This window comes from Herbaspirillum sp. UBA812, assembly GCF_002296545.1.
Taxonomy (GTDB): Bacteria; Pseudomonadota; Gammaproteobacteria; order Burkholderiales; family Burkholderiaceae_D; genus Herbaspirillum; species Herbaspirillum huttiense.
The window spans coordinates 1-11426 of the sequence record NZ_DBIC01000008.1 but is presented as its reverse complement, the minus strand read 5'-3'; the positions used below and the strand labels follow the sequence as shown (position 1 = coordinate 11426).

General features: G+C 65.0%; 12 protein-coding genes and 1 pseudogene. All 13 read right to left on the bottom strand.

Translation table 11 applies throughout. From position 1 onward, the window contains the following. Positions 1 to 456: pseudogene (locus B3873_RS00360) on the bottom strand (bifunctional riboflavin kinase/FAD synthetase); the annotation flags it as partial. Positions 457 to 640: 184 nt separating this feature from the next. Further along, positions 641 to 1342: a GntR family transcriptional regulator gene (locus B3873_RS00355; protein ID WP_034330133.1), complete on the bottom strand. Its 702-nt coding sequence runs from the start codon at positions 1340 to 1342 to the stop codon at positions 641 to 643. Between the two features lie 34 nt (positions 1343 to 1376). Continuing rightward, a complete protein-coding gene (gene hpxZ, locus B3873_RS00350) occupies positions 1377 to 1754 on the bottom strand; it encodes an oxalurate catabolism protein HpxZ (RefSeq protein ID WP_088755978.1) in 378 nt (125 codons plus the stop codon). After that, positions 1751 to 2434: a cysteine hydrolase family protein gene (locus B3873_RS00345; RefSeq protein ID WP_088755977.1), complete on the bottom strand. Its 684-nt coding sequence runs from the start codon at positions 2432 to 2434 to the stop codon at positions 1751 to 1753. The genes hpxZ and B3873_RS00345 overlap by 4 nt, the downstream gene beginning before the upstream one ends. Further along, positions 2431 to 3999, bottom strand: coding sequence for an ABC transporter ATP-binding protein (locus B3873_RS00340; protein ID WP_286863476.1), 1569 nt, complete (start codon positions 3997 to 3999; stop codon positions 2431 to 2433). Before B3873_RS00340 ends, B3873_RS00345 begins: the two co-directional genes overlap by 4 nt. Position 4000: 1 nt before the next feature. Further along, the gene (locus tag B3873_RS00335; protein ID WP_252696915.1) at positions 4001 to 4696 is read right to left on the bottom strand and encodes a cysteine hydrolase family protein; all 696 of its coding nucleotides are present in this window, start codon (positions 4694 to 4696) and stop codon (positions 4001 to 4003) included. A gap of 24 nt (positions 4697 to 4720) precedes the next feature. Further along, on the bottom strand, positions 4721 to 5641 hold the full coding sequence (locus tag B3873_RS00330; protein WP_034330120.1) for an ABC transporter permease: 921 nt from the start codon (positions 5639 to 5641) through the stop codon (positions 4721 to 4723). Beyond that, the gene (locus B3873_RS00325; RefSeq protein WP_286863475.1) at positions 5634 to 6782 is read right to left on the bottom strand and encodes an ABC transporter permease; all 1149 of its coding nucleotides are present in this window, start codon (positions 6780 to 6782) and stop codon (positions 5634 to 5636) included. The genes B3873_RS00330 and B3873_RS00325 overlap by 8 nt, the downstream gene beginning before the upstream one ends. Positions 6783 to 6810: 28 nt before the next feature. Continuing rightward, entirely contained in the window at positions 6811 to 7908 is a 1098-nt protein-coding gene (locus B3873_RS00320; RefSeq protein WP_286863474.1) for a BMP family ABC transporter substrate-binding protein, read from the bottom strand. A 114-nt stretch (positions 7909 to 8022) separates the two neighbouring features. Next, entirely contained in the window at positions 8023 to 8880 is an 858-nt protein-coding gene (locus B3873_RS00315; RefSeq protein ID WP_286863473.1) for an ABC transporter ATP-binding protein, read from the bottom strand. Further along, complete coding sequence (locus B3873_RS00310) at positions 8877 to 9725, bottom strand: ABC transporter permease (RefSeq protein ID WP_286863472.1); 849 nt, start codon at positions 9723 to 9725, stop codon at positions 8877 to 8879. The genes B3873_RS00315 and B3873_RS00310 overlap by 4 nt, the downstream gene beginning before the upstream one ends. Positions 9726 to 9732: 7 nt before the next feature. Beyond that, positions 9733 to 10746 carry an ABC transporter substrate-binding protein gene (locus B3873_RS00305; RefSeq protein ID WP_134221785.1) on the bottom strand — a complete coding sequence of 338 codons (1014 nt, stop codon included), beginning with the start codon at positions 10744 to 10746 and terminating at the stop codon, positions 9733 to 9735. A gap of 22 nt (positions 10747 to 10768) precedes the next feature. Then, positions 10769 to 11426: allophanate hydrolase-related protein (locus tag B3873_RS00300; RefSeq protein WP_286863471.1), on the bottom strand; the 658-nt coding region annotated here is incomplete at its 5' end.

Genomic DNA, 11426 nt, shown 5'->3' with positions numbered 1-11426 from the left:
GAAGCCATATTGCTTGCCGGCCGCGATCAGGGTATCGAGCGTGCCGGCGCGGCGCGCGCCGAAGCAGAAGTCGTCACCGACCATCAGCCAGCGCACGTGCAGGCCCTGCACCAGGATCTTCTCGATGAAGTCCTGCGGGGAGAGGGCGGCGAAATGGCTGCCGAAATGCTCCACCACCACGCGGTCGATGCCGGAGTTGGAGAGCGCTTCGAGCTTGTCGCGCAGGTTGGCGATACGCGCCGGGGCGCGTTCGGGGGTGCCGGCCAGCTGGGCGAAGAATTCACGCGGATGCGGCTCGAAAGTCATCACCGCCGCGTCCAGCCCCAGTTTGGCGGCGGCCTCGCGCACGCGCGCCAAGAGAGCCTGGTGGCCCAGATGCACGCCGTCGAAATTGCCGATGGTCAGCGCGCACGGGGCGCGCGATTCGGCTGTGGGAAGTCCGCGAAATACCTTCATTGAGCCGCTGGAAAGATGCGCTGTTGCAAAAGCCTTCCATTATAAATGGTTTCGGAGGCTTTCCTTGATTTGGTGGCGGCTTGGCGCGGATCAAGCCGCCTGAAGCGGACAGGCAGCGCAGTTTTTCATATTTCACCAGGGAAATGTTGATAAACTTTCATATGAAAGTTTCTTCCCGGCAGCGTCAGCGGGCCAGCGCCGCTTCGGGCTCCTGGAGCTGGCGTGCCTCGGCCAGCATCCAGATGGTGATCTTTCTGACTTCCAGCTTGCTCTGGGTGATATGGGCGCGCAGCAGGATCTGCGCTTCGGTGGCCTTGCGCTTGGCGATCAGTTGCAGGATCTTGCCGTGTTCCTCGTAGGTGGCTTCGATGCGCTTCTTCTTGAGGAAGTCCAGGCGACGCACGATGCGGATCTTTTCCGTCACCTCGGTATGCACCCGGGTCATCTCCACATTGCCGGCGGCGGCCACCAGGTTGGTGTGGAAGGCTTCGTCCAGCTCCGCCACCTTGACGGCATCGGTATGGCGCGCTTCGGGTTCGGCCAGCCAGATGGCGTTCAACTGCTCCAGTTCTGCCGTCGGCTCCTGCTGGCTGCAGAGTTTCTCCAGCGCCGCCATCTCCAGCACGATGCGCAGGTCATAGAGATTGTCGAGGCGGTCGAAGTCGATCGGGCAGACCTTCCAGCCGCGTCGGAATCCCACTTCCAGATAGCCCTCGCGCTGCAGCCTGAAGAGTGCATCCCGCAAAGGGGTGCGCGAGACGCCCTGGCGCTGGGCCATCTCGGTCTCGGTGAAATTGTCCCCGGGCAGCAGGCGGAAACTGAAGATGTCGTCCTTGATCCGGTGATAGACCTGTTCGGCGAGCGGGTTGGCGACGGTGACGGTCATGGTGCGGGCATTCTGGTTCGAGGGGGCTGCGGACTCATGCCATCAGGCTGACATGGGCGGCGACGATGCGCCAGCCTTCGTCCATGCGCACCCAGGTCTGCATCTGGCGGCCGATACGATCGGACGTATGGTCGGTGAATTCGGTGGAGACCGTAGCATAGTCGCTGCCGAAGGTGGTGACAACGGTGCGATGCAGCTTGCGCGAGGCCGGCACCGGGGTGCAGGTCTTGCGGTACTGGCGGATCGCCTCGCCGCCCAGCAGCACTTCGCCAACGCCGTAGCGCACGGTTTCTGGGGCATACCAGAACCAGCGGTCCAGGGCCGGGATGTCGTTGATGAGCAGGGCGTATTCGTAATCCGTAAACGCTTGTTCGACCTCGGCCACCACGTGGGGCAGGTTCACTTGCATCATGGCGTTTCTCCGGTATAGGCGGCCACGGCGCTGTGCAGCTGCGCCAGCGGCGCGCGCCAGCCGACGATGCCGCCCTGGGCGGTCAGCATCTCCAGCGTGGCGCGGTGGAATTCAGGGAAGTAACTGGCGCAGGCATCTTCTACCACCAGGCATTCATAGCCGCGGTCATTGGCCTCGCGCATCGAGGTCTGCACGCACACTTCCGTGGTGACGCCGGCCACCAGCAGGTGTGTGATGCCGCGCTCCTGCAATTGTGCGTGCAGGTCGGTGGCGTAGAAGGCCCCCTTGCCGGGTTTGTCGATGACGATCTCGCCATCGAGGGGGGCCAGTTGCGGCAGGATCTGGTTGCCGGGCTCGCCCCGCACCAGGATACGGCCCATCGGCCCGACGTCGCCGATGCCCAGCGTCGGATTGCCGCGCAGGCGCTTGGCGCGCGGACAGTCGGAGAGATCCGGCAGGTGCGATTCACGCGTGTGGACCACCAGCATCTGCGCCTGGCGCGCCAGCGCGAGCAGGGCCGCCACGGTCGGCACGATCGCGCCCAGGGGACGCACATCGTTGCCCAGCGCACTGCCGAAGCCGCCTTCTTCCACGAAGTCGCGCTGCATGTCGATGACCACCAGCGCGGTGCTGCGCGGATGGAACTGATAGGGATAGGGGAAGGCGTCGATACGGATCATGCGGCCTCGGCGTGGGTAGATTGTTCGGAGTGGCCCGCCATCCAGCGGCCCAGGGCGGCGCGGTCCGCACCTTGCGTGGCCACGTCCTGCGCCACGTGCACGATGCGGCCCTCGGTCATCACCAGGATGCGGTCGGACAGTTCCAGCAGTTCGTCCAGGTCTTCGCTCACCAGCAGCACGGCCGCGCCGCGTGCGCGCGCTTGCAGCAGGCGTGCGTGGATGTCGGCTACCGAGGCGAAGTCCAGTCCGAAGACCGGATTGGCGACGATGAGCACATTGGCCGCGCCGGCATCGCCCTCTTCACCAAGCTCACGCGCCAGCACGGCGCGCTGCACGTTGCCGCCGGAAAGCGTGCCGATGGGGCGTTCCGGTGCGGGCGGCTTGACGTTGAAGGCCGCAATCAGCGATTGCGCCTGGCGCTTCATGGCGCTGCGGTCCACGCGCCAGCCGCTGCGTTTGAAGGGCGCGACATCGAAATTGCGCAGGGCCATGTTCTCGGCCACGCTCATGCCGGCGATGCAGGCATTGCGCAAGGGTTCTTCCGGTAACGCGAAGACGCGCAACCGTCGCATTTCCTCACGCGTGGCGGCATAGGGCGCATCCTCGATGCGGATCTCGCCCAGCAGGTGGCGGCGCTGGCCCAGCAGGGCTTCCACCAGTTCCTTCTGGCCATTGCCGGAGATGCCGGCCAGGCCCACGATTTCACCACGCTTCACCTGCAGCGAGAGGGCCCGCACGGCAGCCACGCCGCGATCGTTGTTGACGGTCAGTTCCTTCACTTCGAGCCCGAAGCGGGCGTTTGCTGGCACTGCAGGCCGCTCCACCTGCGTTTTCTCGGCGCGGGCGTGGCCCATCATCCAGTGCGCCAGGGCATCCGGCGTCGTCTCGGAAACCCGGGCACTGCCGACCAGGCGGCCCTTGCGCAGCACCGTCACATCGTCGGCATAGGCGGTCACCTCGTGGAACTTGTGCGTGATCATCAGCACCGTCAGTTCCTGCTGGCGCGTGAGGGCATGCATGAGTCCCAGCACTTCGTCGGCTTCCTGCGGGGTCAATACCGAGGTCGGTTCATCGAGGATCAGGAAACGGCGACGCAGATAGAGCTGCTTGAGGATTTCCAGCTTCTGCTTTTCGCCGGCGGAGAGACTGCTCACCGCGCGCTCCAGTCCCAGCTTGAAGGGCATGCGCGCCATGAATTCTTCCAGCACGGCGCGCTCGCTGCGCCAGCGGATGCGCCAGGGCAGGTCGCCGCGCGCCAGCAGCAGGTTCTCGGCCACGGTCAGGCTGGGGGCCAGCGTGAAGTGCTGGTAGACCATGCCGATGCCGAGCTGGTTGGGTGCGCGCGCACTGCGGATCTCCACCTCGCGGCGGTCGGCCACGATGCTGCCCTGGTCCAGCGGGCTGTAGCCGACCAGGCCCTTGACCAGCGTGCTCTTGCCCGCACCGTTCTCGCCCAGCAGCGCGTGGATTGTGCCGGCGCGGATCTTCAGCGAGACCTCATCGAGCGCACGAAAGCTGCCGAAGGATTTGCCGGCATTGATGATCTCCAGCTCCAGGGCGTGCATGTCAGGCCCCGATCACATCGATCAGTGCGGCCGCATCGGAGACCGCGCCGAACACGCCGCCCTGCATCTTGATCATCGACAGCGCCGCCAGGTGGTTGTTGTGGTCAGTCGCGCCACAGCAGTCCGAGAGCATCACGCATTCGAAGCCACGGTCATTGGCTTCGCGCATGGTGGTATGCACGCAGACATCGGTGGTGATGCCGGTGAGCACGATGTTGCGGATGCCGCGCGTGTGCAGGATCATTTCCAGGTCGGTGGCGCAGAAGGAGCCCTTGCCCGGTTTGTCGATGATGATCTCACCGGCCATGGGGGCCAGTTCGGGAATGATCTCCCAGCCCGGTTCGCCGCGCACCAGGATGCGGCCACAGGGGCCGGCGTCGCCGATGCCCACGCCGTTGGTGCCGATCTGGCGCGAGCGCCAGCGCTTGTTGGCCGGCAGGTCGGACAGATCGGGACGATGGCCTTCGCGGGTATGGATGATGGTGTAGCCACCGGCACGCATGGCGGCCAGCACTTTCTTGATCGGTTCGATGGGCGCGCGCGTGAGCGAGAGGTCATACCCCATCTTGTCGACGTAGCCGCCGATGCCGCAGAAGTCGGTCTGCATGTCGATGACGATGAGCGCGGTATTGGCCGGGGTCAGGGCACCGTCATAGGGCCAGGGATAGGGTTCGGCCTGGATGTAGCGTTCGGACATGGTTTCTCCTTGGGACAAGTGGATTTATCGGGTCAGGCTCAGTTCGCCCGGTGCACTCGAGAGCGTGCGGTCAGGCCGGCAGGTGAGGATCATGATCAAGAGCGTGAGCGCATACGGTGCCGCGTTGAAGAGGTAATAGCCGGAGGTCACGCCCACCGCCTGCAAGGCCGGCCCCAGCGCACCGGCGGCACCGAACAGCAGCGCGGCCAGCAGGCAGCGCCACGGCTGCCAGCGCGCGAAGATCACCAGCGCCACGGCCATCAGTCCCTGGCCGCTGGAGAGTCCCTCATTCCAGCTGCCGGGGTAATAGAGCGACAGGTAGGCGCCGCCGATGGCAGCCAGGAAGCCGCCTGCGGCCGTGGCCGCAATGCGCGTGCCGGTGAGGCGGTAACCGAGCGCACGTGCGGTCTCGGCGTGGTCGCCCACCAGCCGCAAGGCCAGCCCCCAGCGCGTGGCCGACAGGCCCCACTGCAGCACCAGTGCGAGCGCCACGCCGATGAAGAACAGCGCATTGATCTGCAGCGCATGGTGCAGGCGGTCATTGCTGCTCCATGCACCCAGATCGATGGAGGGCAGCATCGGTGCCTGCGGCTGGATGAAAGGCTTGCCGAGGAAGAAGGCCAGGCCCGTGCCCAGCAGCATGAGCGCGATGCCGAAGGCGATGTCGTTGACGCGCGGCAGCGAGCACACCACGCCATGCAGTACCCCCAGCAAGAGTCCGGCGCAGCCCGCCGCCAGCACGCCTAGCCAGGCCGAGCCGCTGTAGAAGGAGGCCGCGTAGCCGGTCATGGCACCGCAGACCAGGATGCCTTCCAGGCCCAGGTTCACGCGTCCGCCTTTTTCGGTCAGGCATTCGCCCAGGCTGACGAAGAGAAACGGCGTCCCCACCCGGATGGCGCCCGCGAAGAGGGCCAGCAGCAGGGTGGTGAGATCGATGTCATGCATGGCCGGCCTCCTTGGCGGGGATGACTTGTGCCTGTTGCTGCCAGCGCAGCTTGAGCGCGGACAGACGCCCGGTAATGGCTTCCCAGGCCAGCAGGTTGCAGAACAGCAGGCCCTGCAGGACCAGCGTGGTTGCATCCGGCAGGTCCAGTCGCCGCTGCAGCAGGCTGCCGCTGGCTTCCACGCCGCCGATGACCAGCGCGCAGACGATGATGGCCAGCGGATTCTGGCGCGCCGCAAAGGCCACCAGGATGCCGGAGAAACCATAGCCGGCCAGCAGCGCACTGGTGGCGCTGCCCTGCACGGCACTGACTTCGAACATGCCTGCCAGTCCCGCTGCCGCACCGCCGAGGGCGCAGGCCGTCAGGATCAGCCGATTGACCGGCAAGCCCACCAGCCGCGCCGTACGGACATTGCCGCCGACCACGCCCATGGCGAATCCGGAGACGCTATGGCGCAGGAACACCCAGGCCGCCACGCAGGCCAGCGTACCCCAGGCCAGGCCCCAATGCACTTCCAGTCCCGGCAGCGAACCGACCAGATAAGGATCGGGCAGGGGCAGGGTAGAGGGTTTGTTGAGACTGGCCGGATCGCGCAGCGGCCCTTCCACCAGATGCTTGAAGACGGCCACGGCGAGATAGGACAACAGCAGGCTGGAGATGGTCTCATTGACCCCGCGCCACTGGCGCAAACCGCCGCACAGCGCGATCCACAGTCCACCGGCCAGCATCGCCGCCAGCGCCATGACGGCCAGCATCACCAGCGAAGGCAATGCCGGCAGCAGTTGCGGCATCACCGCCGCCGCCAGTCCGCCCAGCGCCAGTGCACCTTCCCCGCCGATGACGATGAGGCCCACGCGCGCCGGCAAGGCCACGCACAGCGCCGTCAACAGCAGGGGCGCGGCGCGCTGCAGGGTGTTCTGCCAGGCAAACAGGGTACCGAAGGCGCCCTGGAAGATCAGCAGGCAAGCCTCGCCCGCCGGCTTGCCCTGCACCAGCAGGAACAGCACGAACAGCAGCAGCGTCCCGGCCAGCGCGCACAGCGTGGGCAGGGCCGGCGCGCTGCCGTTGAGCAGCGCCGAGCGCAAGCGGTGCCAGGGCGAGGTGGCGGCAGCCGCCACCCCGGGAGCGGGGAGGGATGTCATGAGACCGTCCTGCATCAAGGATCAGCAATCAGACCTGGCCGACCACGCCGGCCACCAGGTAATTCATCTTCTCCAGCGCCACATCGGTCTGGACCTGGGTGGTGCCGGCCGGGATCACGGTATTGCCCTTGTTGTCCTTGATCGGTCCCTTGAAGATCTGGAATTTGCCGGCCAGCATCTGCGCCTTGATCTCGTCGGCCTTCTTCTTGGCCGGTGCGCTGACGGCCGCGCCATAGGGCGACATCTTGACGAAGTCGTCCTTCAGGCCACCGCGCAGGAAGTTGATCATCGGCTTGCCTTCCAGCGTGGCCTTGACGATCTCGGTGTAGGGCGTAGCCCAGTTCCACTCGGCACCGGTGAGATAGCCCTTGGGGGCCAGCGAGGCCTGGCTGGCGTGGTAGCCGGTGGTCATGATGCCGCGCTTCTCGGCCGTCTCCACGATCACCTTGGGGCCATCGACGTGACAGGTGATGACATCGCAGCCCTGGTCGATGAGGCTGTTGGCGGCTTCGGCTTCCTTGATCGGCAGCGACCAGTCACCGGTGAAGATGACGTGGCAGGTGATGGACGGATCGACCGACTGCGCGCCCAGGGTGAAGGCGTTGATGTTGCGCAGTACCTGCGGAATCGGCTTGGCGGCGATGAAGGCCAGCTTCTTGCTCTTGCTCATGTGGCCGGCCACCACACCCGAGAGGTATTCGCACTCTTCGATGTAGCCGAAGAAGCTGCCCACGTTCATGGGATGCTTGCCGGCGGTCCACAGGCCGCCACAGTGGGCGATGCGCACCTTGGGATATTTTTCAGCAATCTTGAGGACGTGCGGATCGAAGTAGCCGAAGGAAGTCGGGAAGAGCAGGGTCGCGCCATCCTGCTGGATCATGGCTTCCATGGTCTTTTGCACGGCCACAGTCTCGGGCACTTTTTCTTCCTCGATCACCTTCACGCCGGGCATCTTCTTGATGATGGCGGCCACCTGCGCATGCGACTGGTTGTAGCCGAAGTCGTCGCGCGCGCCGACGTAGATGAAGCCTACGGTCAGCGGGCCTGCGGCCAGCAGTTCCAGCGGGAAGGCAGCGCCCAGTGCGGCAGCTCCGGACAGTTTCAGAAAATCGCGGCGGTTTTGCATGTTGTTGCTCCAGTGTGATCGTGGATGGTTGGGGTGGGGCAAGGCGAGACAAATTCGGTACTTCTTTCCGGGCAGGATTCCGTACTTGAGCCTGTACAGAATCCTGTACGGCAATCAGGACAGAGTCAGCGAACCCGGTGCCTGCATGCGCGCCGGCTTGCGCACTTCGCGCTGGAAAATTTCCATGGACAGTTTCTTGGCCGCGATGAAGCCGGGCTGCGACAGCGTCTCTACCGTGCGCGGCCGTGGATCCTGGTAATGCAAGATGTCTGCCACCGCTGTCGGGCGCTTGGTCAAGAGCAGGATCTGGTCGGCCAGGTAGACCGCTTCTTCCAGGTCGTGCGACACCAGCACCATGGTGGTGCCGGTCTGCAAAAAGACCTGCTGCAGCTTCTCCCGGATGAACAGCGTCATCTCGAAATCCAGCGCCGAGAAAGGTTCATCGAGGAACAGCACCTCCGGCCCCGGTGCCAGGGCACGCATGATGGAGGCGGTCTGCTGCTGGCCGCCCGAGAGTTCATAGGGATAGCGCATCAGGTCGAACTTCACGTCGAAGGACGCCACCAGTTCATCGACGCGGCGCTTGATCTCGGCCTTGGACTTGCCTTCCAGCTTCAAGGGATAGGCAATGTTGTCGATGGTGCGCAGCCACGGGAACATGGCATCGCGGTAGTTCTGGAACACATAACCGATCTTGGTCTGCGCCAGCGATTTTCCGTCGAAGAGGATCTCTCCGGCATCGATGGGAATGAGCCCGGCGATCATGTTGATGAGCGTGGACTTGCCGCAGCCATTGGGGCCGAAGACGGAGACGATCTGGTGCTTGGGGATGTCGAGGTCGAAGTTTTCATACAGGGGCCAGCCAGCGAAATACTTGGTCAAGCCGCGAATGGTGATGTGGGTGCCTGGGGGCCCGGGAACGAAGGGCGTTTCCGGTGGCAGGTCGATTTTGGGGCTGATCACGACGCTCATCTTCCGCTCCAGTGCACGATACGTTTTTCAATGACGATGAAGACCACGTTCAGGGCATAGCCCAATGCGCCCGCCGAGAGGATGGCGGCATACATCTCGCGTACGTTCAAGACCTGCTGGGTATCGATGATGCGGTGGCCCAGGCCGTTTTCGGAGCCGATGAACATCTCCGCCACGATCACGATCACCAGCGCCATCGAGACCGCGCTGCGCAGGCCGACGAAGCTGGCTTGCAGGCTTTCCCAGATCAGCACGTCGCAGAAGATGCGCCAGCGCGAAGCGCCCATCACCTTGGCTGCCATCACCCGCTGCTTGCGCGCATTGAGCACGCCGTAAGCGCTGTTGAAGAGCACGATCAGGAAGGCGCCGAAGGCTGCGATGGCCACCTTGTTGATGTCGGAGACACCGAAGATCAGCAGGAACAGCGGAATCAACGCGGAGGAGGGCGTGGAACGGAAAAAATCGATCAGGAATTCCACGCTGCGATAGGCGCGCTCATTGCTGCCCAGGAGCACACCGATGGGAAGACCCAGCACGGCGGCAATGGCAAAGGCTTCCAGCGTGCGGATCACGGTGACGGTGAAGTCCAGCAGCAGCGGTCCCCCGGCCAGGCCCTTGAGCATGGCCATGAGCGTGGCTTCCGGAGGGGGCAGCAGGATGGCCTTGATCCAGCCGGCGCGCACCACCAGGTCCCAGATCACGAACAGCGCGATGGGGCCGACGATGGGCAGCAGGCGGCCCAGGGTCGGGGCCTTGCGCGGCGCTTTGGGCGCTGGCGCAGCGGTGGACGCCGGGGCGGCGGGCTTGGGCGCCACGGTCACGGCAGGAGCGATGGTCTCGTTCATGATGGCCTCAGCCCTTGTAGATCAGGTTGTCGACCACGATGCGTTGCGAGAACACGCCCTTCTCGACGAACAGGTCGTAGAACTTCTGGAAGTAGGCCAGGTCGCTGGGCTTGAATTCGTTGTAGAGCATGTAGGCCGCCAGCGGCACTTCATTGGTGAGCGAACCTTCGATGGCGGTATAGCCCTTCAGGTAAGTGCGGGCCTGGTCCGGATTGTTGCGCACCAGCTCGATGCCGCGCGCATAGGCGGCGATGTACTTGCGCGCCAGTTCGGGATTCTTCTTGATGAATTCGGTGGTCAGCGCAGCAGCGCCGCCGTGCCAGGGGGCCATCGGATCGCCCAGGATGTACTTGGCGATCACGCCTGCTTCCAGCACGCGGGTGGTGTTGTTCATGCGGCCCACGGTGCCGGTGGGTTCCAGCGTGTAGGCGGCATCGACCTGGCCGGCCGCCAGCGAAGCGACGTGCTGGCCGATGGGCAGTTCGACTACGGTCGCGCCAGTGGCACCGGCACGTTCGAGTACCGTCTTGGCCAAGGTGACGTTCTGGATGCCAGGGCCGGAAGCGACCTTCTTGCCCTTGAGGTCGGCGATCGATTTGACTGGGCTGTCCTTGGGCACCAGGAATTCATCCAGAACGTATTTGGCATTGCTGGGATTGGTGGCAAAGATCTTGAACAGGCCCGGCTGGGCGATCTCGCCGATGGCCAGGTTGCCGGCCCCGGTGCCATTGGCCGAGCCATCGGCGCGGCCTGCCAGCATGGCTTCCATCACCTGCTGGGCCCCGGCGAATTTGAGGGCCTGCACTTCCAGTCCGGCCTGCTTGAAATAACCCGCTTCCACGGCGGCATAGAAGGGCAGGCCGGCGGCCACCGGCCAGTAGCCGATGCGGATGGGCACCGTCTGCGCGCGCAAGATGGCCGGGGCACCCGCGATGGCGGCGGTGGCGGCGACGGCACCTGCCTTGGCGATGAAGCTGCGGCGGTTGGCATTGTGGACAGCGGTTGGGTTGTTCTTTTTCATGAGCAGCTCCGTGGTGAGGGTGTCAGTTCAGCGAATGGAGGTAATTGACCCAGCCGCCGTGGTGGGTGATGTCGGTCGCGCCGGCAATGCCGGCCGGCTCGCAGATGAAGCCCTTGACGCTGCTGCCGTCGGCCAGCTCCACCGTGCCGATGCCCAGCGGTGCCGGGATGGCGGCGACGAAGCCGCCGAACTGGCGCAGCGGCATTTCCCACACTTCCACTGCGATGGCGGCGCCGTCGCCTTCGGTGCGGGCCAGGCCAGGCTTGCGTGGCGTGGTACCTGCCAGGGCGTAGAGACGGTAATGGGCAGCAGTGCGGGTGACGGCCACGCGGCGCGCACCGGCTTCCAGCAATTGCCAGTTCAGGGGCTGGCCGGCCAGGTGGGCGCCGACCACGCAGACCTTGATGGTGCTTTCATTGAAGGGCAGCGGGGTGGCCGCAATCGCATCGGCTTGCGCCGCGCCGCCCAGTTGCTGCTGCAGGCGCGCACCGGCTTCGGCCAGCAGATGGTCGGCACCGGCCGGGCCGATCAGGGTGACGCCGGCGGGCAGGCCATCGCGCCGCCACACGGCGGGGATGGCCAGGGCCGACATGTCCATCAGGTTGACGAAGTTGGTGTAATGGCCCAGCTGCGCATTGCGCACCACCGGATCGGCCTCGACGTCGGCGATGGTGGGGAAG

Bases quoted from the DNA above. Each gene is read 5' to 3' on its own strand.
- B3873_RS00355 (WP_034330133.1), bottom strand. From the start codon at position 1,342: ATGACCGTCACCGTCGCCAACCCGCTCGCCGAACAGGTCTATCACCGG.
- hpxZ (WP_088755978.1), bottom strand. From the start codon at position 1,754: ATGATGCAAGTGAACCTGCCCCACGTGGTGGCCGAGGTCGAACAAGCG.
- B3873_RS00345 (WP_088755977.1), bottom strand. From the start codon at position 2,434: ATGATCCGTATCGACGCCTTCCCCTATCCCTATCAGTTCCATCCGCGC.
- B3873_RS00340 (WP_286863476.1), bottom strand. From the start codon at position 3,999: ATGCACGCCCTGGAGCTGGAGATCATCAATGCCGGCAAATCCTTCGGC.
- B3873_RS00335 (WP_252696915.1), bottom strand. From the start codon at position 4,696: ATGTCCGAACGCTACATCCAGGCCGAACCCTATCCCTGGCCCTATGAC.
- B3873_RS00330 (WP_034330120.1), bottom strand. From the start codon at position 5,641: ATGCATGACATCGATCTCACCACCCTGCTGCTGGCCCTCTTCGCGGGC.
- B3873_RS00325 (WP_286863475.1), bottom strand. From the start codon at position 6,782: ATGACATCCCTCCCCGCTCCCGGGGTGGCGGCTGCCGCCACCTCGCCC.
- B3873_RS00320 (WP_286863474.1), bottom strand. From the start codon at position 7,908: ATGCAAAACCGCCGCGATTTTCTGAAACTGTCCGGAGCTGCCGCACTG.
- B3873_RS00315 (WP_286863473.1), bottom strand. From the start codon at position 8,880: ATGAGCGTCGTGATCAGCCCCAAAATCGACCTGCCACCGGAAACGCCC.
- B3873_RS00310 (WP_286863472.1), bottom strand. From the start codon at position 9,725: ATGAACGAGACCATCGCTCCTGCCGTGACCGTGGCGCCCAAGCCCGCC.
- B3873_RS00305 (WP_134221785.1), bottom strand. From the start codon at position 10,746: ATGAAAAAGAACAACCCAACCGCTGTCCACAATGCCAACCGCCGCAGC.